Source organism: Acidobacteriota bacterium, from assembly GCA_018001935.1.
Classification (GTDB): Bacteria; Acidobacteriota; JAAYUB01; order JAAYUB01; family JAAYUB01; genus JAGNHB01.
The window spans coordinates 1-26,096 of record JAGNHB010000075.1; the positions used below are offsets into that span (position 1 = coordinate 1).

Annotated in this window: 17 protein-coding genes; 6 read left to right on the top strand and 11 right to left on the bottom strand. The window is 64.0% G+C overall.

Annotated elements, in window-relative coordinates:
* Positions 1 to 217: hypothetical protein (locus tag KA419_19040; protein MBP7868031.1), on the top strand; the 217-nt coding region annotated here is incomplete at its 5' end.
* 95 nt (positions 218 to 312) lie between these two features.
* Positions 313 to 3,621, top strand: a complete 3,309-nt coding sequence (locus tag KA419_19045; GenBank protein MBP7868032.1) for a hypothetical protein — start codon at positions 313 to 315, stop codon at positions 3,619 to 3,621.
* Between the two features lie 104 nt (positions 3,622 to 3,725).
* Here the strand turns inward: KA419_19045 and KA419_19050 are convergent, their stop codons facing one another.
* Both KA419_19050 and KA419_19055 read right to left on the bottom strand, forming a co-directional pair.
* On the bottom strand, positions 3,726 to 5,105 hold the full coding sequence (locus tag KA419_19050) for a hypothetical protein (GenBank protein ID MBP7868033.1): 1,380 nt from the start codon (positions 5,103 to 5,105) through the stop codon (positions 3,726 to 3,728).
* A 243-nt stretch (positions 5,106 to 5,348) separates the two neighbouring features.
* On the bottom strand, positions 5,349 to 5,810 hold the full coding sequence (locus KA419_19055) for a hypothetical protein (GenBank protein ID MBP7868034.1): 462 nt from the start codon (positions 5,808 to 5,810) through the stop codon (positions 5,349 to 5,351).
* 326 nt (positions 5,811 to 6,136) lie between these two features.
* Between KA419_19055 and KA419_19060 the strand changes: the two genes are divergently transcribed.
* Positions 6,137 to 8,374 carry a carbohydrate binding family 9 domain-containing protein gene (locus KA419_19060; GenBank protein MBP7868035.1) on the top strand — a complete coding sequence of 746 codons (2,238 nt, stop codon included), beginning with the start codon at positions 6,137 to 6,139 and terminating at the stop codon, positions 8,372 to 8,374.
* A 192-nt stretch (positions 8,375 to 8,566) separates the two neighbouring features.
* Here the strand turns inward: KA419_19060 and KA419_19065 are convergent, their stop codons facing one another.
* The 9 genes from KA419_19065 to KA419_19105 all read right to left on the bottom strand — a co-directional run bounded on the left by KA419_19065 (position 8,567) and on the right by KA419_19105 (position 18,141).
* On the bottom strand, positions 8,567 to 9,385 hold the full coding sequence (locus KA419_19065) for a phosphate ABC transporter ATP-binding protein (protein MBP7868036.1): 819 nt from the start codon (positions 9,383 to 9,385) through the stop codon (positions 8,567 to 8,569).
* The gene (locus KA419_19070; protein ID MBP7868037.1) at positions 9,357 to 10,154 is read right to left on the bottom strand and encodes an ATP-binding cassette domain-containing protein; all 798 of its coding nucleotides are present in this window, start codon (positions 10,152 to 10,154) and stop codon (positions 9,357 to 9,359) included. Before KA419_19070 ends, KA419_19065 begins: the two co-directional genes overlap by 29 nt.
* On the bottom strand, positions 10,148 to 11,140 hold the full coding sequence (pstA, locus tag KA419_19075; GenBank protein MBP7868038.1) for a phosphate ABC transporter permease PstA: 993 nt from the start codon (positions 11,138 to 11,140) through the stop codon (positions 10,148 to 10,150). The genes KA419_19070 and pstA overlap by 7 nt, the downstream gene beginning before the upstream one ends.
* Positions 11,141 to 11,167: 27 nt before the next feature.
* Entirely contained in the window at positions 11,168 to 12,139 is a 972-nt protein-coding gene (gene pstC, locus KA419_19080; protein ID MBP7868039.1) for a phosphate ABC transporter permease subunit PstC, read from the bottom strand.
* A gap of 24 nt (positions 12,140 to 12,163) precedes the next feature.
* Positions 12,164 to 13,087, bottom strand: coding sequence for a phosphate ABC transporter substrate-binding protein (locus tag KA419_19085; protein MBP7868040.1), 924 nt, complete (start codon positions 13,085 to 13,087; stop codon positions 12,164 to 12,166).
* A gap of 19 nt (positions 13,088 to 13,106) precedes the next feature.
* Positions 13,107 to 14,216 carry a phosphate signaling complex protein PhoU gene (phoU, locus tag KA419_19090; protein ID MBP7868041.1) on the bottom strand — a complete coding sequence of 370 codons (1,110 nt, stop codon included), beginning with the start codon at positions 14,214 to 14,216 and terminating at the stop codon, positions 13,107 to 13,109.
* A 320-nt stretch (positions 14,217 to 14,536) separates the two neighbouring features.
* A complete protein-coding gene (locus tag KA419_19095) occupies positions 14,537 to 16,279 on the bottom strand; it encodes a HAMP domain-containing protein (protein MBP7868042.1) in 1,743 nt (580 codons plus the stop codon).
* Positions 16,276 to 16,974 carry a response regulator transcription factor gene (locus KA419_19100; GenBank protein MBP7868043.1) on the bottom strand — a complete coding sequence of 233 codons (699 nt, stop codon included), beginning with the start codon at positions 16,972 to 16,974 and terminating at the stop codon, positions 16,276 to 16,278. The genes KA419_19095 and KA419_19100 overlap by 4 nt, the downstream gene beginning before the upstream one ends.
* A 297-nt stretch (positions 16,975 to 17,271) precedes the next feature.
* Positions 17,272 to 18,141, bottom strand: a complete 870-nt coding sequence (locus KA419_19105) for a polyprenyl synthetase family protein (protein MBP7868044.1) — start codon at positions 18,139 to 18,141, stop codon at positions 17,272 to 17,274.
* A gap of 218 nt (positions 18,142 to 18,359) precedes the next feature.
* Here KA419_19105 and KA419_19110 point away from each other — a divergent pair, with 218 nt between their 5' ends.
* From KA419_19110 to KA419_19120, 3 genes are all read left to right on the top strand, one after another.
* Positions 18,360 to 19,091: a DUF4143 domain-containing protein gene (locus KA419_19110; GenBank protein ID MBP7868045.1), complete on the top strand. Its 732-nt coding sequence runs from the start codon at positions 18,360 to 18,362 to the stop codon at positions 19,089 to 19,091.
* A gap of 1,111 nt (positions 19,092 to 20,202) precedes the next feature.
* Entirely contained in the window at positions 20,203 to 21,018 is an 816-nt protein-coding gene (locus KA419_19115) for a tail fiber protein (GenBank protein MBP7868046.1), read from the top strand.
* 55 nt (positions 21,019 to 21,073) lie between these two features.
* Entirely contained in the window at positions 21,074 to 26,002 is a 4,929-nt protein-coding gene (locus KA419_19120) for a chitobiase/beta-hexosaminidase C-terminal domain-containing protein (GenBank protein ID MBP7868047.1), read from the top strand.
* The last annotated feature ends 94 nt before the right edge of the window (positions 26,003 to 26,096 follow it).

The window sequence follows — 26,096 nt, forward strand, 5'->3', positions numbered from 1 at the left end:
CGGGGCTCCGGGAGGAATGGGTTTCAAAGAGGGGAAAACCGCCGGCCTCGGGGGAATGCCCCCGGCGGTCCCGTGGGGGGCCGACCTTTTTCGTTTTCACCCCCCCCCCCCCATTGTCCTCCTCGTTGCCGGCAATCTCCTCGAGGACCTCATCCAGAAGCTGGCCATCGCATCCTTCTGCGGTTTTTCAGGGAAGGTGGCCACTCCCCTCGTATAGACGACGTACCCGTTGACAGGCGATCCCCGCTAGGTGAGAATAGCGGCATGTGTTATCCGCCCGCCCAAACATTTACAGGTCTTTCATTACGGGGGTTGCCTTTTACCGGTGCCTCCCGGCGGGTTCTTGTCGCATGCGGGCTCGCCCTGGCCTTCTTTCTCGCCATCCTGGCGTCTATCCACCCCGGGGACGACCTGGAGTCTCTGGTCTTCGAGCATTACACCCAGGCCCAGGGGCTCTCGAGCAACTCCGTGATGCGCCTTTACCAGGACCGCCAGGGTTTCGTCTGGATCGGGACCAGTGACGGCCTCAATCGTTTCGACGGCTACAAGTTCACCGTTTTCCGGCACAGCCCCGACGATCCGAATTCCCTGACCGACAACTGGATCGACGCGATCTGCGAGGACCGGAAGGGGAACCTCTGGATCGGGACCACGGCGGGACTGAACCGGTACGACCCGCGGACCGGCGGATTCGATCGTTATTTATACGGACCTCCGGGCAGCCCGAACGCGGTGTTCAACCGGATCGGGGGGGTCCTGGAGGACCGGTCGGGACGCATCTGGATCGGCACGGAGCGCGGGATCTACCGCCTGAACCCCGACACCCGGCGCTTCGAGACGTTTCCGTACGACCTGGGCCGGAGCCTGGGCTCCATGGACTGGCAGTCGGGGCTTCTTGCGGAGGCGGAAGACGGTTCTCTCTGGGTGTCCTCCCGACGGGGGATGACCCGGTTCGACCCCGCCACCGGCCGTTACACACCCTTCGACCTCGACGCGGCCCGATCCTCCCTTCTCGGCCACTGCGTGATCTCGGCCATTCGTCCCTCCCGCCGCGGGGGATTCTGGGTCTCGACCTTCAGCGGCCTCTTCCATTTCGATCCCATGCAGGGCCGCTACGAGGCCGTGCCCCTGCCGGTCCCCGGAAACGGGGTCAAATCGGGGGACGTCATGCTCAACGACGTCCTGGAGGATGGGGAGGGCAACCTGTGGGTGGCCTCGCGGATCGGTCTCTTCCAGGTCAGTCCGAAGGATGGTCACGTCTTGCTGCACCGGAGCGAGCCCACCGCCCCCCAGGGGCTGAACCACCGCATGGTGAACTGCCTGATGATCGACCGGTCGGGCTTGCTCTGGTTGGGGACCCATGGCGGAGGACTCAACCTCCTCGATTCCCATCGGTTCCGGTTTCGCGCCTGGCCGTTCGTGCCGGACTCCCCCCGCAGTCCCTCCGACTGGACCGTCTGGTCCTTCGACGAGGACGTCGACGGGAAACTCTGGGTCGGGACCCAGGAAGGGCTGAATCGGTACGACCCGGCGAAGGGGACCTTCGAGGCCTGGCGCCACGTGGAAGGGGACCCGAAAACGCTCACGGACAACGAAATCCGCGACATCCTGGCGGAGGGGGACGGCACGGTCTGGGTCTGTACCCGTCACGGATTGAACCGTTTCCATCCCGTGCGGGGGGTCCTGAAGTGCTACACCCGCCAGCCCGATGTCCCCGACAGCCTGAGCGATCCGGTGGTCCGCTGCGTGCTCCGGGATCGGGCGGGGCGGTTCTGGGTGGGGACCAACAACGGGCTCAACCTCATGACGGACGAGAAAAAAGGAAGTTTCCACACCTGGCGCGCCGAAGGATTGATCCCGGAGGGCTCCGTGCTCGATGTCCGGACCTTGTGCGAGGATGCGCAGGCTCCGGGGAAAGTCCTGTGGCTGGGGACCTCCGAGGGATTGTTCCGCTTCGACGTCCCGACGGGGGTGATGAGCCGCCTGGACTGGGACAGCAAGAATGGACCGAACCGGGTTTCGAGGCAGTTCATCTTTGCCATCCACCAGCTTTCCTCGGGCCCTCCGGACGAGCTCTGGCTGGGGACCCGCGCGTCGGGTCTCCTCCAGGTGAACAAGCGGACCGGCAAGTGCCGGGCCGTCACCACCCGCGACGGCCTTCCGAGCGACGAGGTCTATGGCATCCTGGAGGATTCCTGGGGCGCTCTCTGGGCCAGTACCAACAACGGGCTGTGTCGATACGACCCGGCCGCGAGGGCCGTCCTGGTTTTCACCATCACCGACGGACTCCCCTGCAGCGAATTCAACTCCGGGGCCTTTTACCGCGGGAAGGACGGTCGTCTCTACTTCGGCGGGATCAACGGCTACCTGGGTTTCTTCCCGCGGGTGCCCTCGGCGCGACGCGTCCCGCCGCCGGTGGTGATCACCGGCATCGAGGCCCAGGGGGCTGCCGTCAAAGCGGAGGGGGACCTCTCCGACAACGGGGAGATCGTTCTTCCCTGGGACCTTCCGTCGTTCACCCTCGAGTTTGCCGCCCTGGATTATTCCGCGCCCTGGGCGAACCGCTACGCCTACCGGCTCGAGGGGGCCCACGCCGACTGGGTCCCCTGCGGTACCCGCCGGGAGGTCACCTTCGCCAACCTGCAGCCCGGCGAGTACACCTTCCGGGTCAAGGGCTGCAATCGGGACGGCGCCTGGAACGAGACGGGGGCTTCCCTGCGGATCGTGATCACCCCGCCGTATTGGAGAACATGGTGGGCGTATGCCCTGTATATCCTGGCGGGGGCAGGGCTGGCATGGGTGTTCATCGCATGGCGCATACGGGCCCACGCCGCCGCCCTGCGGGAGAAGTATCTCGAGGAGAACGTCCAACGGCTCCAGGAACTGGACGAACTCAAGACCGGCTTCATCGGGATGGTCTCCCACGACCTCCGCACCCCGCTGACCTCCATCATCGGTTTCGCCGCGCTGGTCCGGAAACGTTTCGTGGAGCGGGTGAAGCCGACCCTGGTCCCGGTGGCGGACGTCCAGCGGGCCGCCGACGTGATCGTCCGGAACGCCGAGATCATCGAGTCGGAAGGGAAGCGCCTCGTCACCATCATCAACGACCTGCTCGACCTGACCAAGCTCGAGGCGGGCAAAATCCGGCTCTCCCCGGAGCCGGTGGACCTCTCCGCGATCCTGGTGCGGGCCGGGGAGTCGGTGGTTCCCCTGCTTGAACTGAAGCAACTCGAGTGGCGTCTGGACGTGGAGGAGAACCTCCCCCAAGCCTGGGGGGACCGGGACCGGATCATGCAGGTGGTCGTGAACCTGGTCTCCAACGCCGTCAAGTTTACCGATTCGGGGAGCGTCTCGGTTTCGGCCCGCCGCCAGGGAAGCGAGATCGTGGTGGAAGTGAGAGACACCGGGGGCGGGATCCCGGAAAACGAACTCGGGAGCCTCTTCGACAAGTATCACCAGGTGGAGGGGCACCACGACACTTTCATCAAAGGCACCGGCCTGGGGCTGCCCATTTGCCGACAGTTAGTGGAACTTCACGGCGGCCGTATCCAGGTGGAAAGCGCCCTGGGGAAGGGGAGCACCTTTCGCTTCACGCTCCCCGCTCACACGGAAGCCCCTTGAGATCGGTCGTTGATCGAGGACACTCAACCGTCGTCACCCGGTGAGTGTCCGGATCTTCCGCCAAGTGAGTGTCCGGGTTTTCTCCCGCGGTTGATGCCCTGGTTTCAGGGCTCCGGCGCTTTCTCCCTGCGCAGCCAGGCCATCCCGATGAACCCGGCCGTCACGGTTCCGGCGGCGGCCGCGGCACAGACGGTGGTGAGCCGGAGGAGCATTCCCGGGTATCCCTCCAGAGCGACGATGATGGGCAGATGCAACCAGAAGAACTGGGCCCACGCGAACCCTTCCAGGGCGTTCGCCACCCGGCCGAGAAGGCGGACCGCCCCCTGGGTCGCCTGGGTGGCCTGCCGTCGGGCCTCGACGAGGAGTCGGCGAGCCGAGCGCTCCGCCGAGGCCAGTCGGGTGCCGGTGACCAGGCTGTCGGTGCCGCAGTAGTCGCAGCGTCGGACCAGGCCGGCGGCGGTCAGCGGGGCGCCGCAGCTCCGGCACCGGACGGCCCCGCCGGGAACGGCCGGCTCGACGGCGAGGTTGGGGATCGTCCATTCCCGGGACACCCGCCGGGTGAACATGGCCAGCAGGTGCCCTGTAAGGATGGAGAAGAGGGACATGGCCACCGTGAGCACCAGGAAGGGTTTGTCGATGCTGAAACGCCCCAGCCGGGCGCTCTCGGACGCAACGGAGACCCCGGCGAACACCAGCCAGACCACCGCCGTGCCCCACCCGACGAGGACGAGGGTGCGGGACCTGCGGGCTCCCTGGGACACCCACTTCATGGACAGGTTCCCCTGGATCTGCCGGTGGACGGCCGGGAGGCGCACCAGGACTTCCGAAATCCTGGCCAGGGCTTGCCCCACCCGGAGGGGGAGGCCCTGCGTCGTCCCGCAGTACCCGCAGCGGACGGGGGAATTGTCCAGGGGGACGTCGATGCTTCCACCGCAGTGGGTACAGGTTGCCGAGTCCAGTTCGGACTGCAGGTCGCCGATCTGCTCCTCCGGCAGCCGTGCGCCCGGATCGGACGCGCGTTTCAGCAGGGCCGCGGCTCGGTCGGCCACCCAGGACGGTTCCTCCAGGTAACCCTCCATCCGAATCGTGAGGGCGTCACTTTCCCTGCGGGTGAAAAAGCGAAGGGTAGAGCCCTCCAGGTTGACCTTCTCGACATCCCGCCAGGTCAGTTCGCGTACGCTCGGGCCGAAGAAACCGCTGTCCACGAACCGGATCCCCGAGGCACTCAGGAAGATACCGGTACGCCCCATCAGGAGAATGTCCATCAGGTAAGTCCAGGCCAGGAAGAAGAACAGGAGGGCCGGGAGGGCGAATACGACCCCCAGGACGGCATTCCGGGCGGGGCCCGTGAAACAGCCCAGGGTCAGGGCCCCGAAAAGCCAGGTCAGAAAAGCCGCACCGACGAGACCTCCCAGGGGGGGATAGGGCCGGACTCGTGCCGGGGGATCCGGGATTGAGGAACCGGGGAAAGCGGCGGAAGACATGGGTACCTCCCCTAAAACCGGGATGGTGGACCGAAACTCTGCCCAGTTTATCCCCCGGGGTCGATGAAGTCAAGCCGGCGACAGGTTGACACGTCCTGGAGCTTGTGTTCGGGGAGGCGGCACGACACTGTCGAATCGGCCCCCGTGCACGGTCGCGTTCCCCCGGATCGTACCAACGCAGGCACGTGGGGGGCCACGCTCGAAGCCCTGGCTTGATGCCTGTGCACGGGGGGGCGGGCCCGGTCAGGGGGTCTCGTCGTAAGCTTCGAAAGCCACGATATGCCACCCGGATCGGGATTCCTTCAAGGTGATCGTCAGCCGCCAGTATCCGCTCAAGCCCTCGTAGGTCAAGGTCATTGCCCGCTCGTCAAGGGTGACTTCCGGTCCGTTGGCCATGTCTTCCGTTACGATCCGGAGCCTTTCCTGCAGGACCTTGTTCTTCAGGATCTGCAGCCCTGGCAGCGGGCCGGTCTTCTTGACCGTCTCCTTCCCGGCCTCGTCCACGAAGCGCTTGATAAAGACACAGGGGGCCTGAGCATCGACGAAGGGAGTGATGTCCTTGCCGGCCTTCAGGGTTCCGGCAAGGGCTCTGGCTGTCTCGGAAAACGTGGGTGGTTCGGCCGCGGTGATCAGGGAACACGCGATCCCTGCGCCCATCGTGGCAAGGAACGTAATCCGCAAGGCTGTGCGGGGTCTTGGTTTCATGGGGCCTCCTGTTCCAGCGATGGGTTCAGTTTATGCCAGGCGGGAACGGGAAGTCAATCGACCGAGATGTAAGAACACGCTGAATTTGGCGTTCCCGTGATCGACGACCGCCCGGGTGCCGCCCGGCATCCTGAAGCCCATCCCGCGCGATTCTCTTGGTGCCCGGAGAGAATGGGCAGGGATTGAAGGATTCCTGAACATTCACGCCGACGGAAGCGTACTACGAATGTCCGCCGGTAGCCCCTCGCCTTGCCCCTTTGGGGGAGCGGCGTCCGGTGCGCACGCGGTGGGATGTGAATCCGGACGCAGATCGAGGAGAAGCAAGGATGCGGCGAATTCCGCTCGGTGCTGTCGTGTGCCTGTTGGCGACCGCTTGCGTTCCCGTCCTGACGGCGACGTCCCGGTCCCGGGGGAGCGAGACGGGCACGGAGCCGGGGAAGACCGCCGGGACCCTGGAAGCCGTCCGGATCGAAACACCCCCCGTCATCGATGGCAAGCTGGACGATCCGGCCTGGGCGACGACCAAGGTCGGCACGGGCCCCTTCAAAACCTACAACCCCACCTACGGCGACGACCTCCCCCAGACCACGGAGGTCTACTTTGCCTACGACGCGAAGTGCTTCTATGTCGCCTTCCACTGCCACGACATGGAGCCGGGGAAGATCAAGGCCACCCTGTGCAAGCGGGACGCCATGTTCTCCGACGACTGGGTGGGCTTCTCCCTCGACCTGTTCGGCAACCGGCAGAGTTCCTGCGAGTTCTTCGTCAACCCCCTCGGGATTCAGGGGGACATCTACAACACCGTCAGTTCTGGTGAGGACTCGTCCCCGGACTGGGTCTGGGACAGCGCCGGCAAGTTGACGGCCGACGGCTACACCGTGGAGCTTCGCATCCCCTTGCGCAGCCTCCGCTTCAAGAGCGGCGACAACGTGCGGCTCAACGTCCTCTTCTGGCGGAGGATCAGCAGGCTGGGCTTGAGCGGGTCCTGGCCGGAGATGAAGCCGGGGACGGGGATGCTCAACGCCCACAGTGAGATCCGTTTCGAATCCCTCGCGTCGCCCCGGCGGCTGGAGGTGATGCCCAGCTTCACCTGGACGTGGGACCGGGAGCGGGTGGCGCCCGACCGGTGGGAGACCGCCATCAACAAGAAGGATTGCGGGGTGGGGTTCAAGTACGGCCTGACCTCCTCCATCACCCTGGACGCCACCTACAACCCCGACTTCAGCCAGGTGGAGAGCGACGCCGTCCAGGTGGAGGTCAACCAGCGCTACCCCCTCTTCTACAGCGAGAAGCGCCCCTTCTTCATGGAGTCCATGGGGATTTTCAGCCTGGCCGCGGTGGGCGAGGATGGCAACTTCAAGCTCCCCGTCCACACCCGCCGGATCGTGGACCCGCTCTGGGGCGCCAAGCTCACGGGCGACGCGGGCCGGTTCTCCTTCGGGGTGCTCACCGCCGCCGACGAGTGGCCGGGGCGGGAGATCGACGGCGAATACAATCCCGACGCGGGCGAGAAAGCGTACTTCGGCATCGCCCGGGGCACCTGCAGCCTGGGCGGGGAGAACTACGTGGGGGGGATCTTCACGGGGCGCCAGTTCGCCGGCGGGTTCAACCGGGTGGTCGGCGGCGATTTCTTCTTCCGATTCGGCGCCCACCACGCCCTCAGCGCCAACGTCCTCCAGTCGTTCTCGCGGGACGAGGGGACGGGGGAACGCAGCGCCGGCGGCAACCAGGCCATCTGCTATACCTACACGTCCAAGCCGTTCCAGGTCTGGTCGGAGATGGAGCACATCGACCCCGGCTTCCGCATGGACACCGCCTTCTACAACCGCACCGGCATCGACCAGTTCACGGTATACCTCGGGCCCCAGTTCTACCCGAAGTGGAAGAAAGCGCCCTGGCTCCAGCGCGTCAACCCCTTCTTCTTCGGGTACGTGATCCACGACGTGGTGACGGGGCAGGACGACTACGCCGCCATGGTGGCCCTGCGGGTTTTCTTCGCGGGGCAGGGGCAGTTCCGCATCGACGGGTTCCGGGCCCAGGAAGCCTGGGCCGGTCGGCTGTTCCAGGAGACCGGGGGAAGGCTGTCCATCAGTGGATGGTTCACAAAGTGGCTGCGGATGGGTGGGAGCCTGCGTCTTTACGACAATATCTGGTACGACGAGGAGAACCCCTTCCTGGGGCGCTGTTTCGATTATGGTTTCGACTTCACCCTGCAGCCGAACGAGAACCTCAACCTCGAGATGGATTTCTACCGAACCCGCTTCCGCCGTCCCGAGACGGGGGAGACCGTCTACGATGTGAAGGTGGCCAACGGCCGCCTGACCTACCAGTTCACCCGGTCCTTCTTCCTCCGGGCCACCCTGCGCTACGACAGCTATGGCCGGCGGTTGCTGACGGACATTCTGGCCTCGTACACCTACATCCCCGGGACCGTGATCTTCCTGGGTTATGGCGAGCTGTTCGAGAGAAAGTCCTGGAACGGCGAGCAGTGGAATTCGGGGGGGAATTTCCAGGAAACCCTCCGGGGCCTCTTCTTCAAGGTCAGCTACAACTGGCGCCCGTAGCCCCGCCTGTCGCGGGTTGCCATGCCCCGGCTTCTGGCGTGCGGCAAAGAACTTCGAGCTACCGCTCCGGACCTCGGTCGCCGGTCTCCAACCGGGTTGAATGGGAAAGAGAAACAGGACACTCACTCGTGAACCGAAGTGAGTGTCCTGTTCTGCCGTCAGGACCGGGGCACGCGCGCCGGGTGAACCGGCCTACCCGTAGCGTCCCTCGATGTAGTCGGCGGTCCTGGGGTTGCGGGGGTGGAGGAAGAGGTCCTCGGTGCGGGCCTGCTCCACCAATTCGCCCAGGAGCATGAAGAGGCACTCGTCGCTGACCCGCCGGGCCTGGGCCATGTTGTGGGTCACGATCAGGATGGTGTAGCGCCCGCGCAGTTCCAGCATCAGCTCCTCGATGGCGGCGGTGCCCTCCACGTCCAGGGCGGAACAGGGCTCGTCCACGAGAATGACGTCGGGCTTGAGGGGGAGGAGTCGGGCGATGCAGAGCTTCTGCTGCTGTTCAAGTTGAAGCGAGGGGGCCCGGGCCTTGAGGCGGTCCTTCAGGGTGGCCCACAGCCCCACCTGGGTCAGGGCGTCCTCCACCGCCTGGTCCAGGGCGTCCCGGTGAAGCCGGGCGCGGGGGGTGTGGACCCGCAGGCCGAACACCACGTTCTCGTACACCGAAAGCGGCAGGGGGTTGGGCCGCTGGAAAACCATTCCCACCGCCTTCCGCAGTTCAACCAGGGAGACGTCGGGGTCATAGATGTTCTTGCCCAGGATGCGGATCCGGCCCCGGGTGGTCACGTTGGGATAGCGCTCGTTGATGCGGTTGAAACAGCGCAGCAGGGTGGTCTTGCCGCAACCGCTGGGGCCGATGAGGCCGGTGATGGCGCCCTCCCGGATGCACACCGTGACGTCCTTGAGGGCCTGGAAGGACCCGTACCAGAGGCTCAGGCCCTCCGTCTCGATGCCGCCCCCGGGCGGCGCCGGCGGGGTCGTTGCGGTCTCAGCCGAAGATGCCGTTGACGTACTCATAGGTTTTCCGGTTCGCGGGGTTGTCGGAGAAAACGACGTCGGTGGGCCCCAGCTCCACGATTTCGCCGTTCAGCAGGAAAAGGGTGCGGTCCGCCAGGCGGCGGGCCTGCTGGGTCAGGTTGGTCACCAGGACGATGGTGACCTCCCGCCGGAGCTCCTGGAGGACGTCCTCGATGCGCATGGTGGTCACGGGGTCGATGGCGATGGAGAACTCGTCCAGGCAAAGGATCTTCGGCTGGTGGGAGAGGGCCCTCGCGATGGTCAGCCGTTGCTGCTGGCCGCCCGAGAGGGCGGTCCCCAGGCTGTTCAGGCGGTCTTTCACCTCGTCCCAGAGGGCCGCCTGGCGGAGGCAGCGCTCCACCAGCAGGTCCAGGTCCGCCCGCCGGTTGAGGCCGGCGCAGCGCGGGGCGAAGGCCACGTTCTCGTAGATGCTCAGGGGGAGGCCCACCGGCAGCGGGGCCACCATGCCGATGGTGCGCCGGAGGGCCTGCACGTCGGGCACCGTCCGGACGTCCTCCCCGAAAACGCGGAGGGTCCCGGAGGTGCGTGCGTCGGGCGCCTGGTCGATGGTCCGGTTGAAACAGCGCAATAACGAGGTCTTCCCCGACCGGGCGGGCCCGATGATCCCGAAGATCTCGTGTCGGCGGATCTCGAACGTGAGGCCGCGGAGGACCTCGGTGTGGCCGAAGCGCAGGCGGAAACCGTCCAGTTCCACCGCGCAGGTGTCCCGTGGGCGGGTCGAGTGAGTGTCCCGGTTTTCCTTCACCATTTCTTCCGGTTCCTCAGCCAGATGCGCAGGCCGATGGCGGCGGCGTTGACCAGGAGCACCGCCCCGAGGAGCACCACGGCGGTGGCGTAGGGCATGGCGTCCCGGACGTTGGGGACCTGGGTGGACACGGTGTACAGGTGCATGGACAGGGCCATGCACTGGTCGGTCAGGGCGTAGGGAAACAGGTCGCCGCCCTGGACCGCCTTGAAGAAGACGGCGCCGGTGAACATGATGGGGGCGGTCTCGCCCGCGGCCCGGCTGACCTGAAGGATGACGCCGGTGAGGATGCCGCTGACGGAGTTGGGCAGAACCACGCGGCGCACCGTCTGCCAGCGGGTGGCCCCCACGTTCCAGCACGCTTCCCGGAAACTCGTGGGGACGGCGGACAACGCCTCCTTGGTGCTGGCGATGATCACGGGCAGGGTCATGATGGCCAGGGTCAGGGAAGCCGCCAGGATGGAGTACCCGAACCCGGCGGCGTAGACGAAGGCGCCGAGGCCGAAGAGGGCGTGAACGATGCTGGGCACCCCGGCCAAGGAGAGGACCGCCAGGTTGATCAGACGCGTGAACCCGTTGTCCCGGGCGTACTCGTTGAGGTAGATGGCCGCCAGGATACCCACGGGCGCCGCCACGGCCAGGGAGATGACCACCAGGTAGAGGGTCCCCACGAAGGCCGGCCAGATCCCGCCTTCCGTCATCCCCCGGCGGGGGGCCTCCACCAGGAATTCCCAGCTCAGGGCGGGCCAGGCGCGCCAGACCAGGTAGACGAGGATAGCCAGCAGCGGCAGGACCATGGCGGAAGCCACCAGCCCCAGCAGCCAGCGGACGAGGGACTCCTGCCGCTCTTTTCGCCGGACGAAGGGGGTCCGGGTGAAGCGGGAGGCCGATTCGACCGCGGGTTTCGGGTTCGGGCCGGCCTCGCGGGGGCGGTCCCGGCCCAGGGCATCCCCGGTTTCGACCGCGGCGGGTTCACCTGCGAACGTCATCACGCCTTCTTCGGAGCTCATGGTCACCTACCGCTTCCGCCGGCCTCGGACCACCAGGTCGGCGATGAGATTCACGAGCAGGGTGAGGGTGAAGAGCAGCACCCCGGTCAGGAAGAGGACACGGTAGTGGTCCGAGCCGGCCGGGGCCTCCCCCAACTCGGCCGCGATGTTGGCGGTCAGGGTGCGAACCGAGTCCATCAGGCCGTGAGGGATCTGGATGGCGTGTCCCGTGGCCATGAGCACGGCCATGGTTTCCCCCACCGCCCGCCCCACGCCCAGCAGGACCGCCGCCAGGAGCCCGTTCCGGGCCGCCGGCAGCAGGACCCGGCGGATCATTTGCCAGCGCGTGACCCCCATGGCCAGGGCCGCCTCGCGGTAGGAGTCGGGCACGGCCTTGAGGGCGTCTTCCCCGATGGAGACGATGATGGGGACGCTCATGAGGGCCAGGACGATCCCGCCGTTGAGCATGTTGACCCCCACCGTGGCCCCGCCGTAGTCCACCAGGAGCCGGCTCATGACCGTCAGGCCGATGAAGCCCCACACCACGCTGGGGATGGCGGCCAGCAACTCGATGGTCACCTTGAGCGTCTCCCTCATTTTCGGCCGGCAGAACTCGGAGACGAAGATCGCCCCGCCCAGGCCGAAGGGCACCGCGATGAGCATGGCCAGGACCGTGACGGCGAAGGTCCCCGCCGTCAGGGCCAGGGTCCCGTAACGGACGTTGCTCGCGGAAGTGGGGTACCACTCGGTGCTGGTCAGGAACTGCCACAGGGAGAATTTCTCGGACCCGAGGACCGGGAAGGCTTCCCGGAGGATGAAAAAGAGGATGGCCAGGATGAAGAGGATGGCGCTGACCCCGCAGAAATAGACCGCCGACTGGATGGCCCGTTCCCCCCAGACGGCCCGCAGCGGCCGCCGGGCGGGAAGCCGGGGCCCGGGAGGGCCGGGGGGGGCCGGAGCCGGGGCAAGCGGGCCGTTTTCCGCGGCGGTGGCGTCCATGGGCTCACTCCCTGATCATCGGGGTCATTTCCCGCCGCCGGCGGGGGGGGCCGGGACGTAACCGCACTCTTCCAGTATTTTCTGGCCGGCGTCCGACAGGACCCAGTCGATGAATTTCCTCACCGCCCCCTCGGGTTCGCCGGCGGTGAAGAGGTGGAGGGACCGGGCCAGGGGATAGGCCTTGGTCAGGGTGTTCCGGACGTTCGGCTCCACGGCGGGGTCGCCGTTCCGCGCAGCCAGTTTCAGCATCTTCACGGCGGGCGACGCGTAACCCATCCCGCTGTAGCCCAGGGCGGTGCGGGTCCCGCCGATCAGTTCCACCACCTCCTTCGAGCCGTTCATGTCCCGGGAGCCCAGTTTGAAGTCCTTCTTTCCCAGCACGTGGTCCCGGAAGAACTCGTAGGTCCCCGAACTGGACTGCCGGCTCACCCGGACGATGGTGTCGTCGGTGACGCCCGGCAGGGTCACGCCCAGCTGCGACCAGCGGGTGATCTCCCCGCCTTCCGCGAAGATGGCCGCGAGCTGATCCAGGCTGATTTCCTGCAGGGGGTTGTCCTTGTGCACGTAGATGGCGAGGGCGTCGTACCCGACGGTGAACTCCCGGGCGTCCTTCCCGGTGGTCTTCTTGAGCTGCTCCTTCTCCTCGGGCTTGAGGTCCCGGCTGGCGGTGGCGATGTCGATGGCCCCCTTGCCCAGCGCGGCGATTCCCACGCCGGAGCCGCCGCCGGCCACCTCGACGCTGACGGAGGGGTCGGCTTTCGCGAAAGCCTCGGCCCAGGACTGGGCCACGTTGACCAGGGTGTCGGAGCCCTTCACCTGGATGACGGAGGCCCCGGCGCCGCCGGTTTTTCGCCCGCATCCCGCCCCTGTCGCGAGGACGGCCGCCAGGAGGGCCGCCGAGAGGGTGGCCAGGGTTTTCACGCGTTTCGTTCCAAGCGTCTCGATCATGTTTGTCTCCTTGTTCGGTTCATTCCGCGCCCTCGTAGCCGAGGACGGCGTCCACCAGGTCCTTGACGCGGGAGGTGAGGGTCTGGAAGGCGTACTCGTAGGCAAGCCGGACGTCCTCGGGAGCCCCCGGGGCACGGGAGGGGTCCGGGATGCTCCAGTCCAGGTAGACCGGCTTGGCCGGGTGGGGCGGCAGCGCGCGCCGCACTTCCGGGGCCAGCAGCACGATGACCTGGTAGTGCTCGAAGTTGGGCACCTGGTCGAAGGACCGGGGGGGGGTACAGGCCAGGTCGAAGCCCTTCTCCCGCATGAAGGCCATGGTTCTCTCGTCGACGGGGCGGGCCTCGAGACCGGCGCTGCAGAAGACGAAGCGGGGAAGGTTCATCGCCTGGGAGATCATCTCGGCCATCCGGCTCCGGCAGGAGTTGTACTCGTCGGCGAAGAGGATGCGGTAGGCGTCGGCCCCCGGGTGCCGGGCGTCCTGGCCCGTGCACATGTACAGGACGTCCAGGGCGATGTCGACGGCCTGGTCGGCCACCCGCTCGAGGCGCCGGACGATGTTCATCAGGGGGTCCATCACCTCCAGGCTGATGGACCCTTCCTGGTGCATGCGGAGGTACTCGGCGTTGGTGCGGGCGCGGAGGTCGTCCACCGCCATGTCGCTGCGGATCACGTCGGCGGCCCGGCTCACGTCGCGGTTGGCGAACGCGTGGACGGCGTCGTGGAGAAGGGGGATGGCCATCTCCGCCAGTTCCATGATGCGGTGGGTGGGCGGCGGGGTTTCGTCGGGGAAGTCGGTCAGCTTGAGGACCTGCCGGGCGATGCTCTCGGCGTAGTCGCCGACGCGCTCCAGGTCCGCGTTGGTCTTGATGGCCGTGTAGACGAAACGGAGGTGGCCCGCCACCGGCTGCTGCCGGACGATGAAATCCAGGCAGAGACGGTCGATGGCTTTTTCCCGCTCGTCGATGCGCTGGTCCCGGAGAATGATCCCGTAGGCCAGTTTCAGGTTGCGGCCGGCGAGGGCGTCCATGCAATCCCGAAGGGATTTCACCACCATCTGGCCCATGGCCAGGACCTGGTCGCGGATCCGCTCCATGTCACGCTGTAACGACAATTCAAGATGACTCGTCATGCTGGTCCTCCGTCGCCCCGTCCCGGGCCCGGGATGCGGGACGCAACGTCATGAATCGACCCCTGCACGCCATGGCCGGGTCCGGGAGGCAACAGGCCGGGCCCGGTCGCCCGAAGTGTGCCCCGAACGTTTACATCCTATGAAAGGAATGATAATCTGCGATGAAGGATCTGTGAAGAATCGATGAAGAATACGGCCGCCCGGCCAGGTGACGCGTGCCTCACCCCCGCCGGGCCCCCTCGAGACGATCTCGTCCCCTCCCGCCGCGTCGCCAGAGCAAGCTCAGGGCGCAACCGAATTCATGCCATTCGCAACTTTCGTCATCCCCTGGCCGTCGGCAGCACGATCCGGAACGTGGCCCCCTCCCCGACCCGGCTCTCCACGGCGATCTCCCCGCCGTGTCGTAAAACGATGGTCCGCACAATGGCCAACCCCAACCCGGTCCCGTCTTTCCGCCGTGACCGCGACGCGTCCACCACGTAGAACCGGTCGAAGATCCGCCCCAGGTGTTCGGGCGCAATCCCCTCCCCGGTATCGGCGAAACGGATCTCCACCCGCTTCCCCTGCCGCTCGCAGCCCACCCGGATCCCCCCCCTGGCCGTGTGCCGCACGGCATTGTCGAACAGGTTCACGAAAACCTGCTCCAGCAGGAAAGGGTCCGCCATCACCGGCGGCAGGTCGGGCGGGACCGTCACGGTGAAGTCGAGCCCCTTCTCCGCCATGGCCGGCCGGTAGAGCGCCTCCACCGAGGCCAACGCCTCCGCCAGGCTGACCGGTTCCGGCTTGAAGGCCATCTCCTTCCGGTCGAGCCTCGCCAGCATGAGCAGGTCCTCCGTGATGCGCTGAAGCCGCTCCGCATTCCGCCGGATGGTGGCGGCGAACTCGCGGGTGCGCGCTTCCGACGCCTCGTCCTCGATGGTCTCCGCATAGCCGCGCACGGCCGTCAGGGGGGTCTTGAACTCGTGGGAGAAATTGATCACCAGTTCCTTCTGGAGGTTCTCCACCCGCTTGCGCTCCGTGACGTCCACGAGGAGGGCCGCGGTGCTGTTCTCCAGGCGCAGGGGGGTCAGGCTGCACAGGCAAACCCGGCTCTCCAGCGTCACCTCGCAGCTCACGGTGTCGGTGTTCTCCTGGCTGCGCCGGAGCGCATCGGCGAACTCGGCGTCCCGGACGGACTCCCAGAAAGGCTTGTCGATGCCCTCGCGGTCCCTCAGCCCCAGCAGCGTCCAGAAAGCGGCATTGGCGCGGAGGATGCGGTTGTCCTTCCCGACGACCGCCAGGCCCTCGTGAATGGACGAGACGAGCATCTCCAGCTGTTCCTTGCGCTGGGAGACCTCGGTGAAGAGTTTCTGGACGTGCCCGGCCATGGCGTTGAAGGCGGAGGCCAGTTCCGACATCTCGCCCTGGCCGGGGAGGTCGACCCGGGCGTCGAAGTTGCCGCCGGCAAGGTTCTCCGCGGCCTGGACCAGTTGCTGAACGGGTTTGACGAGGCGCCGCGAGAACCACAGCACCGCCAGGAAAACGAACACCAGGACCACTCCCGCCGACAGCGCGATCTTCCAGAACAACCGGGCCGCCAGGCGATTCGCCTCCTCCAGCGGGAGGCTGGCCCGGATCACGGCCTGCAGGGGGCCGTGCCCCGGGGTGCGCAAGGCCACGTAGACCCGGTCCTCGTGCAGGGTGTGGCTGTGCCGGACCGCCGAGCCGGAGCCCAGCTTCATGGCTGCCGCCACCTCGGCCCGGTCGGCGTGGCTGTCCATCGCCCCCGGGTCTTTCTCCGTGTCGGCCACGACGCTCCCCCCCGGGAGAACGACGGTGATCCGGGCGGACAGCTCCCGCCCCAGGCGCTTCGCCAAGGCGTCGACCTCGGCCTCCCGCCCCGCAGCCAGCAGGGGGGTCACCTGCCCCTCCAGGGACACGCAGAGGGAGCGCAGGTGAGAAACCGAGGCGTCCATCCAGGCGGAACGGATGTCGACGAAGGACACCCACAGGGTGAACACCCCGAAGAGGGCGGCGATCCCCGTCGAAAGCGCCACGATCTTCCAGAAGAAACGGTTTCTCATGGGTCAGCCTCCTCGATCTTGTAGCCGACGCCCCGGATGCTCCGGATGAATCGCGCCGACTCGCCCAGTTTGTCCCGGAGGTTTTTTACATGGACGTCCACCGTCCGGTCCAGGACCATCTTGTCGCTGCCCCACAGGCAGGTCAGCAGTTCATCGCGGGAAAAGACCCGACCCTTGCGTTCCGCCAGGATCTTCAGGATCCGGAACTCCGTCGACGTCAGATCGACTTTTCGCCCCTTGACATGGGCTTCGAAAGCCTCGGGGTCCAGGGTGATCTCCCCCCCGATGTCCAGCGGTCCCGCCCCGCCCGAAGACCGGTTCCCCCGCCGCAGCAGGGCCTTGACCCGGGCGGCCAGCTCCCGGGGGGAGAACGGCTTGGTCAGGTAGTCGTCCGCGCCGAGTTCCAACCCGAGGACCCGGTCCATCTCCTCGCTCTTCGCCGAGAGGATCAGGATCGGCAGGTCGCGGGTCAGGGGCGAGACCCGCAGGGACCGGCAGATCTCGAGCCCGTCGCCGTCGGGGAGCATGAGGTCCAGCACCACCGCGTCGGGTTTCCCTCGCCGCAGGGACTGGCGAAACGACTCGCCGTCGGGGTGCCCCTGCGCCTGGAAGCCGGTCCTGGCGAGGGTGTCTTCCACCAAACGGCGAATGTCCCCGTCATCCTCCACGACGCTGACGACCGGTTTGCGTGTCATGGTCCCTCCTGGCGACCGAAGACTGCACGAGGCGATTTTCAAGTAACCCCCCACGAGAGTAGAGAAACCGGCAGGGTTATTCAAGCGAAAAACACCGGTTGCTTGGGCACGTTGCGCCAATTCGGTTCTGGCCCGAAGGATGTCGTCCCTCCGCCTGTCCCTGGGACCGGAAAGACTGGACACTCACTTCGATTCTCGCGTGAGTGTCCTGTTCTCCATTACAGACTCTTTCCGTTCGTTTCCCGACTTTTACGACCCCGTCGAACGTGACATCCCCTGCGCTCCCCCCGGCCGCTTTCACGACCGACGGTCGAGGACGGCCCGGGCCACGTGGCGAAGGAAAGCGAAATCCCCGGCGTCGTCGATTTCGTCGAGGGCGCCGACGGCGTTGCCGACGAACTCGGCGGCCAGTTCCCGCGAGCGCTCCAGGCCGAAGAGGGAAGGGTAGGTGAGCTTGGCCTGGCGGGCGTCCTTGCCGGGGGTCTTGCCCAGGTCCTCCCGGGTCGCGGTCTCGTCCAGGATGTCGTCGGTCACCTGGAAGGCCATCCCGAGCCATTCGGCGTAACGGGTGAGGGCGTCGAGCACCGGCCCGTCCGCCCCCGCCAGCAGGGCGCCGCACCGGACCGAGCCCCGGATGAGGGCGCCGGTCTTCAAGCGGTGGATCTCCCGGAGCAGGCCGACGCCGCCGCCGCCGCCGGGGGCGGTGATGTCCAGCACCTGGCCGGCCACCATCCCCGCGGGGGTCCCCGCGGCGAGCGCCATCTCGCCGACGACGCGCGCCCGGACCCCCTCGAAGGCGCTCCCCTCGGGGTGCAGGGCGAGGACCCGGAAGGCCAGGGTCAGGAGGGCGTCCCCCGCCAGGATGGCCAGGGCCTCCCCGAAGAGCTTGTGGCAGGTGGGGACGCCCCGCCGGAAGTCGTCGTCGTCCATGGCGGGGAGGTCGTCGTGGATGAGGGAGTAGGTGTGGATCATCTCCACGGCGGCGGCGGGGGCGAAGCGCTCGGGTTCCCGAAAGCCCAGCGCTTCGGCCGTGGAGGCCACCAGGACGGCCCGGAGGCGCTTGCCCCCGGCGAAGACGCTGTGCCGCATGGCGCGGTGGAGGACCGCGGGGGGCTCGTCCGCACCGGGCAGGAGCCGCCCCAGCCAGCCGTCCGCCTCGGCTTTCATCGCCGCCCAGCGGGTTTCAAAGGGACTCGACGCCATCGGACCTCCCTTGGGGATGGGTTTGCAAATGCACGGGTAAACCGGGCCTGGCTGTCGTGGTCACCGCGGTCCCCTGCGTCGCCCCGGAAGACGGCGTCACGCCGGACACCCGCCGCCCTTCGGCGCGGTGCGAAAATACCACAGTCGCCGCGGTGGTTTCGAGGGAAAAAGGCCGTCGGCTGATGGACATCTACCGGATCATCTGGCGAGGGTCTTTCCCGGCCGTCGCGGGCGATGACGGCAAGGACCGGGACCTCTTTTACGGCTCGCTCCTTCAAACCTATCTTCAGCGGGACCTCCGGGACCTGGCGAACGTCGGGGACGAGATGGCCTTTCTGCGGTTTCTCCGCGCCGTGGCGGCCCGGACGGCCCAACTCCTCAACCTGTCCGCCCTCGCCCGGGACGCGGACGTCGCGGTGAACACCGCGAAAAAGTGGCTGTCGATTCTCCAGGCGTCGGGGATGGTCCACCTGCTGGAACCCTACCACACGAACCTCACCCTCCGCCTGGTGAAGGCTCCGAAACTCCACTTCCTGGACAGCGGTCTGTGCGCTTTCCTGACGGGGTGGTCCAGCCCGGAAACCCTCGAGGCGGGGGCCATGACGGGGGCGATATTCGAATCCTGGGTGTTCGCCGAAATCCTGAAAAGCTACCTGCACAACGGTAAAAGGGCGCCGCTCTTCCATTTCCGGAACCGGGACGGGGAGGAGATCGACCTTTTGATCGAGTCCGACGGAAAACTGCACCCGGTGGAGGTGAAGAAGACGGCGTCACCCTCCGCCCGCGCCGTCCGTCAATTCGCCCTGCTGGACCGGCTCGGCCTTCCGCGGGGAATCGGCGCCCTGGTCTGCCTGGCCACCGAAGCGCTTCCCCTTCGGAAAGACGTCTGGTCGATTCCGGCGGGAATGCTGTGAATGTCAAAGGGTCAGGCTGTGGGCTGAAGGCTGTAGGCTGTAGGTGCTCTAGCGGATGCGTTCTTGCCAACCTGTTGTCGATTCCGGTTGCCTTCCCAGGCCGCTTTCACCCGGCGAAGTCCCGGAGAAAGCCTGGTACCTTCAAAGTAAACTCGTTGCCGATTCGCGCACGATTTTGGGAACGAGCTTTCGAGACGGGGGTCGGGAGCGGTTCGAGAGGGATTTCCTGCCGGAGAGCATGCTTCCCCGCTTGCGCCCCCCCCGTGCCTCTGTGCCTCCGTGAGAGATCCTTCCGGGATTTCTCTCACAGAGGCGCAAAGGCACGGAGAAATCCGGAAGCCGGGTCGCGATCCGGTCATTTCCCGCGAACCCCGCGAATTCACGCGAATTCGAAAGATTCACCAATCAAGCGTGCGGTGAGCGAAGGCGCCGGGTTCGCCGTTCCTTCGACCCGTAACCAGTCAGAGCCGCGCGCGTAAGCAAGCGGTAAGAATATCAGAGTTTTACCGCTCCCTGACGGTCGCGGCTCCGACGCTCCCCGTTTTTGCGAGATCATCAGGTTTCATTGTCGGCAAGGTTCCGGGGCGACGAAATTCCCCCGCTGCCTTCGGGGCGGGGGATAACGCGGGGCGGGGCCTGCGGAAGCCGCGAATCGCCGATCCTCGATCCCGGGGCGGCCCTCCCGAAATCGGCGTTCCAGTGTGGCTGTAGCGAAAGGAAAAATTTTCAAGGAAACGGACGAAAGTGCTTGAAGGTTCAGGGGCACTTTGCTAACTTACCTCAGAGTTTCATAAGAGGGGTTGGCGGAACGGTCGGGATGCCGCGCGAAGGGTTGCGGCAGGCGGTCGAGGTTTATCCCGAGGCCGGGGTGTGCAGGAGGTTCGGAAGGGAGCCAGACGGGGTGCGGGTGGCTGGATTTCAGGCTTTCCCGTATCGCACGTCCTGGTTGGCATAACCTGGGCGGGGGCGTTCGGGTTTGGTTTTTGCGCGCAGGCTGAAGCCTGCGCCACTTCGGGGATGGCCCCATCGGGTTTGAGAATGGCGGAAAATTCAGCGCCGGGTCCGGCCCGCCATCCGGGCGCACCCGGCGATAACACGGAGAGGTGAAGTCATGTCAAGGAAGAACGTCCGGTGGATCGGTTTCGCGGCGATGGTGGTGACGATGGCGGCAGCGGTGCAGGCCGTCCCCCCCCTCATCAGCTACCAGGGTCAGTTGAACGACCAGAACGGGGTGCCGGTCAACACCACCGTGAGTTTCACCTTCAGCCTCTATAATGTTCTTTCCGGGGGCACCGCGCTCTGGTCTGAAGTGCAGACCTTACCAGTAACAAATGGTGTCTTCAGCGCACAACTCGGCATTGTGCAAGCTCTTTCATCTTTTGTTTTTAAGCAAGATGAACTTTATCTTGGCATCAAAATTGGGGCGGATAGTGAGATGACACCCAGGCAGCGGATAACCACAAGTGCATTCAGCTACCGCTCTGAAATCGGAGTAGTTCCAATCGGTTCGATAATTGCATGGAATAAATCACTAACAGGAACACCTGCGTTACCAGATGGTTGGGTTGAGTGTAATGGCCAAATCCTTGCTGATGCCAACTCTCCGTATAATGGGCAGAGTATTCCAGATTTAAATGGAGTTGGAAACACACCTCGTTTTTTAAGAGGTGGATCATCATCTGGTTCTTCAGGAGGCTCAGAAACACACCAGCATCAGTGGCATCACAGTATTTCATCATCAGGTGATGGATATCGAATTGGGGCATCATCTGGCTCCTTATCAAATGGATGGAGTGAATCGTGGAATGCATCTGGTGCTAGGGTTTCGGTGACGACTCAGTGGGCGCTTTTTGATCATTTTTATACATCTCCAGTCGATACAAAGCCTAGTTATTACTCCGTTGTTTGGATCATGAGGATAAAATGATTTGGCAATAAGGGTTTGCCACTGATTTTCTATCCTTATCTCTGGAGGTTCTCACGTGAAAGAGAGAAAAACATTTGCCTTCGATGAGATCCTTGCGCTGAAACCTAAGAAGAAGTTGGGAACCCGGCTTCTAGCAGCGACAATGGTCCTTGTGATATGCATGCCGACCGCTGGCCCTTTTGCCGAGGGGATGCAAAGCGCTCACTACGCGATCCCGAAGGTCGTGGCGAGCCAAGGGAGCGGGTTCCGGGGCGGGGCCATCTACCAGGTTCCGTCTGATCTCCTTACGGACCAGCCTGTTGAGACCTCCGTCAGCGAGAACTACATCGTTCATGGCCGGCCCCTGGTCACCGTGGACTCCCTGAGCCCCACGGGTGGGATCGTGATCAACCAGGGCGCGGCGGCCACGGCCTCCGTGAACGTGAACCTTCAGCTCATCGCCGGGCACGCCAGCGGCGTGACCGAGGTCCAGCTCTCCAACAACGGGGTGGGGTGGACGGCGGCGGAGCCCTACACCACTACCAAGGCCTGGGTCCTCCCGGCTATCGACGGCACGCGCAAGGTCTTCGCCCGGTTCAAGAGCGGCAACGGGTATTGGTCCGGGCCGGTGTGGGACAGCATCCTGCTGGACACCAGGGCCCCCACCGTCAGCATTTCCCCCACCGGCGGCACCTACATGGGCGGGCAGCTCGTGGCCGTCACCGCCAGCGAGCCCGCCACCATCAAGTACACCCTCGACGAGACCGACCCCGTCACCAGCCCCACCGCCCAGGTATACCAGTCCCCGGTCTACCTCGACACCGACCGCACCCTCAAGGCCTACGCCACCGACGCCCTCGGCAACGCCGGCCCCGTGGCGAGCGAGACCTACGAGATCTGCAGCGGGGGCAGCCTGGGGATCGCCGGGACCGTGACGGACGCCACCCGGCAGAACGCCCCCATGCCCCTGGTGGTCATCACCCTGGAGAGCGGGCAGTCCACGAACACGGACCTCAACGGCCACTACGCCTTCACGGGCCTGCCGGTGGGGTGGTACAAGATCGCCTCCGTGACGGCGCCCAAGCCGGGCTACGTCACCTACCAGTCGAAGCTGAAGCTCTGCAAGACCTCCCTGACCCACGACATCACCCTCACCATGGACGGCACGGTCTACGGCACGGACACCAGCGCCGGCTACAGCGCCGACGGGGTGAACACCTCCACGGGCAACTTCGCCTACAAGATGTCGGACCTGGCCCTCCCCGGCGTCGGGCCCTCCTTCGTCTTCGAGCGGGCCTACAACTCCCAGGACCGGACCGCCGGCCCCTTGGGAATTGGCTGGACCTGGGGCTACAACATCTCCCTGACCGAGGAGACCGAGGGGGAGATCGTGGTGCGCTGGGGCGACGGCCGGATCGAGGTCTGGAAGCCCGACGGCTCCGGCGGCTACACCCCCATGTACGGCAGCTACACCACCCTGGTCAAGAACCCCGACACCACCTTCACCCTCAAGCGCAAGGACCGGGTCGAGTACCGCTTCAACCTCGACCGCAAGCTCTCCGCCGTGGTGGACGAGTTCGGGAACACGATCGCCTTCGCCTACACCGGCGGCAACCTCACCGCCGTCACCGACACGGCCGGCCGGCCCGTCACCCTCTCCTACGACGCCGCCAACCGCATCACCAACGTATTGGACCCCATCGGCCGCTCCGTCTCCTTCGCCTACGACGTGAGCGGCAACCTGGTCGCCGCCACGGACATGGCCGGCCAGACCACCCGCTACACCTACGACGAGAACCACCAGCTCCTCACCCTCAAGGCCCCCGACGGCACGGTGGTCCTCACCAACACCTACGACCCCGCCCGCGCCGTGGTCACCTGCCAGCGGGACGCCCTGGGGAACGAGACCCGCTATGTCTACGACGTCCCGACGAAGACCACCACCATCATCGACGCGGAAGGCAACAGCAGCTACCACACCTTCGACAGCCACCTCCGCCTGGTCCAGGAGAAGGACGGGCGCGGCTACTCCTCCTACCGCACCTACGACGAGCGGGGCAACATGGCCAGCGCCAAGGACAAGCGGGGCAACACCACCACCTACGCCTACGACGACCGGGGAAACGTCCTCACCAAGACCGAGCCCCTGGGCCGCGTCACCGCCGCCACCTACGACGCCGACAACAACCCCCTGACGAAGACCGACGCCCTGGGCCATACCACGGTCTTCGCGTACGACCCCGCCAACGGCAACCTCCTGGCGAGCTACGCCTGCGGGGCGGTGCCGGCGGGCTCGTGCACCAGCGACCCCACCGTGGCCAGGACCACCTACACCTACGACCCCGTGACGGGGAAACTTTTGACGGTCACCGAGGCGACGGGGACGCCCCTCCAGCGGACCACCACCAACCAGTACGACACCTTCGGGAACCTCGTCGCCGTCATCGACGCGATGGGGAACACCAGCACCTACACCTACGACGCCGTGGGCCGGAAGGTGATGGAGGAGCACCCCCTCGGCCGGGCCACCGCCTACGAGTACGACGCCATGGACCGGCTGGTCTCGGTCACCGACGCCCTCGGCAACCGCACCCAGTTCACGTACGACGTGAACGGGAACAAGGTCCTCCACGTGGACGCCAACCTCTACCCCACCACCTTCGCCTACGACGCCAAGGGGCAGCTGGTCACCAAGACCGACGCCCTCGGCGGGATCGAGCACTACTACTACGACGGCCTCGGCCGCCGCTCCGGGGTCACCAACGCCCGCAACGCCACCGCCACCATCGTCTACGACGCCGTCGGCAACGTCATCCAGGAAATCGACGCCCTGGGGAACGTGGTGCGCCATGAGTATGACGCTAATGGAAACAAGACCGCGACATTCGATGCACGTGGCAACCAAACCACCTTCATTTATGACGCTCTAAATCGTATTATTCGATCTGAAGAACCTTTGGGTAATAGTACGAACTTAGAATATGACTTTAATGGCAACAAGATAAAGTCTACAAATGCCCAAAGTGCAATCACTCAATTTGTTTACGATGCCTTTGACCGAATGGTGACCGTAACTGACGCTCTGGGGAATTCTAACACTACCACTTATGACCTTCTCGGAAGAATAGTAAGAGTTAGCGATTCAAAGGGAAGCGAATCAACCTATACTTACGACATCTTGGATCGCTTGTTGATTGTATCCGATCCTATCACTGGCAGTGCATCTTCAACTTACGATGCCATCGGGAATAGGATTTCGATAATAGATACACGAGGGATGGAAACTGTATACACCTATGACCGCTTAAATCGCCCTTTGACAGAGACTAACCCTTTAGGCAATTCAGTAGTTCGCAATTATGACGCTACGGGGAATCTGTTGACATTAAGCAACGCTGATGGCACTACAACCTACACACATGATCCCTTGGGTCGAGTCACCGAGATGACCCTCCCTGATCTGACAACAGTTGCTTACATGTACGATGCCAGAGGTAATCGTCTGAGAGTGATAGATTCTACTGGCACCACAACTTACACATACGATCTTCTCGACCAAGTTGCCTCAGTAACTGATCCCTTTGGCTTGACTGTAGGCTACACATATGACCCCGATGGTAACCGGAATGGTCTTATCTATCCAGGTAACCGCAGAGTCACCTACATTTTTGATGCCATGGATCGAGTAGTTTCAGTCCAAGACTGGGGTGGAACTGCCACCACTTACATTTATGATAATACCAACCGTTTGAGCAGCCAAATAATGGGTAATGGAAATACTGTCACATATTCTTACAACGAAGTTGGTCGTATAACTTGCAAGGAAGACAAAACTTCTAGTGGAATTGTAATTGCAAGTTATCACTATATTTTAGATCCGAATGGGAACCCGACAGGGGTCTCTATCCTCCAACCGCTTCTGCCTGAACCGCCGATTCAAGTCGACCAAATTTTTACTGTCAACGATGGCAACCAGGTAATTATGAATAATTCAACCGCGTTCTCATATGACGGCAACGGCAATCGACTTACAGCCTTCGACGGTTATAACTCTATTGAGTATTTCTATGATTTCAACAGTCGCCTAACACATGTAACTTCAGGATCCGACGAATGGGACTATCTCTACACAAGTGATGGGAAGCGGATTGCCACCACAGAAAACGGCGTTCAAACCCGCTATCTTCTGGACCAGACCGGTGAGATGGAATCCATCCTGGCGGAATTAACACCAGAGAATTCTATAAAGCGTTACTATATTTATGGCGATGGTCTTCAATACAGTATTGACGAAACAGTAGGTGAACGAAGTTTCTACCATTACGACCCATTGGGAAACACTGTGGCTTTAACCGACCTCTATGGTTCTGTTACAGACAGTTATGCCTATCTCCCTTTCGGTGAGATAAGTCGTTATTCAGGACCGCACAAGAATCCTTTTACTTACACTGGGAAGTTCGGTGTGACACAGGAGAGAAATGGCCTGTATTTCATGCGGGCGAGATTTTATGATCCTAATACAAGGACGTTTTTAAGCCAGGATGAAATTGGAGGTGTTCTTGGCGATCCTCAATCTCTTAATCGATATAGTTATGCAAAAAATAATCCTATGGTTAACGTTGATCCTACAGGCACCAATATTTTCAAGGCAGCGTTCGATACATGGGAACTAGTTACGTCAATTGTGGATTTTGGTCACAGTGCCTTGGATTTTGCTCGGAATCCGAGTGCAGGTGGTGCAACGGACCTTGCTATAGATATGGCAGACTTAACAATTAATGTTGTTGAATTTGGGGTTGATTTCACTTGGAGAGACAATCCGGTGACTGGACTAATTATGGAAGGGATAGAGTTTGGTAATGGAATCCGCCAAGGTTGGGGTTCAATGGGGAGTCAATGGAAGCCGAACTTTTCCGGTGGAAATGTACTTGGATATATTGCAGGTGCCTGGATAAGAGAAGGTTATGATAGCGTTATACACAGCGACATAAATAATTGCGCATAAGAAAGGGACGTGATACTATAGGAGGCATGAGAAAACTACACATCACCAATGCACAAGAGATCATGATGGGATTGCAGGACGAGATTCGGAGAAA

Bases quoted from the DNA above. Each gene is read 5' to 3' on its own strand.
- KA419_19050 (MBP7868033.1), bottom strand. From the start codon at position 5,105: ATGTCTTCCGCCGCTTTCCCCGGTTCCTCAATCCCGGATCCCCCGGCA.
- KA419_19055 (MBP7868034.1), bottom strand. From the start codon at position 5,810: ATGAAACCAAGACCCCGCACAGCCTTGCGGATTACGTTCCTTGCCACG.
- KA419_19060 (MBP7868035.1), top strand. From the start codon at position 6,137: ATGCGGCGAATTCCGCTCGGTGCTGTCGTGTGCCTGTTGGCGACCGCT.
- KA419_19065 (MBP7868036.1), bottom strand. From the start codon at position 9,385: ATGAGTACGTCAACGGCATCTTCGGCTGAGACCGCAACGACCCCGCCG.
- KA419_19070 (MBP7868037.1), bottom strand. From the start codon at position 10,154: ATGGTGAAGGAAAACCGGGACACTCACTCGACCCGCCCACGGGACACC.
- pstA (MBP7868038.1), bottom strand. From the start codon at position 11,140: ATGACGTTCGCAGGTGAACCCGCCGCGGTCGAAACCGGGGATGCCCTG.
- pstC (MBP7868039.1), bottom strand. From the start codon at position 12,139: ATGGACGCCACCGCCGCGGAAAACGGCCCGCTTGCCCCGGCTCCGGCC.
- KA419_19085 (MBP7868040.1), bottom strand. From the start codon at position 13,087: ATGATCGAGACGCTTGGAACGAAACGCGTGAAAACCCTGGCCACCCTC.
- phoU (MBP7868041.1), bottom strand. From the start codon at position 14,216: ATGACGAGTCATCTTGAATTGTCGTTACAGCGTGACATGGAGCGGATC.
- KA419_19095 (MBP7868042.1), bottom strand. From the start codon at position 16,279: ATGAGAAACCGTTTCTTCTGGAAGATCGTGGCGCTTTCGACGGGGATC.
- KA419_19100 (MBP7868043.1), bottom strand. From the start codon at position 16,974: ATGACACGCAAACCGGTCGTCAGCGTCGTGGAGGATGACGGGGACATT.
- KA419_19105 (MBP7868044.1), bottom strand. From the start codon at position 18,141: ATGAAAGCCGAGGCGGACGGCTGGCTGGGGCGGCTCCTGCCCGGTGCG.
- KA419_19110 (MBP7868045.1), top strand. From the start codon at position 18,360: ATGGACATCTACCGGATCATCTGGCGAGGGTCTTTCCCGGCCGTCGCG.
- KA419_19115 (MBP7868046.1), top strand. From the start codon at position 20,203: ATGTCAAGGAAGAACGTCCGGTGGATCGGTTTCGCGGCGATGGTGGTG.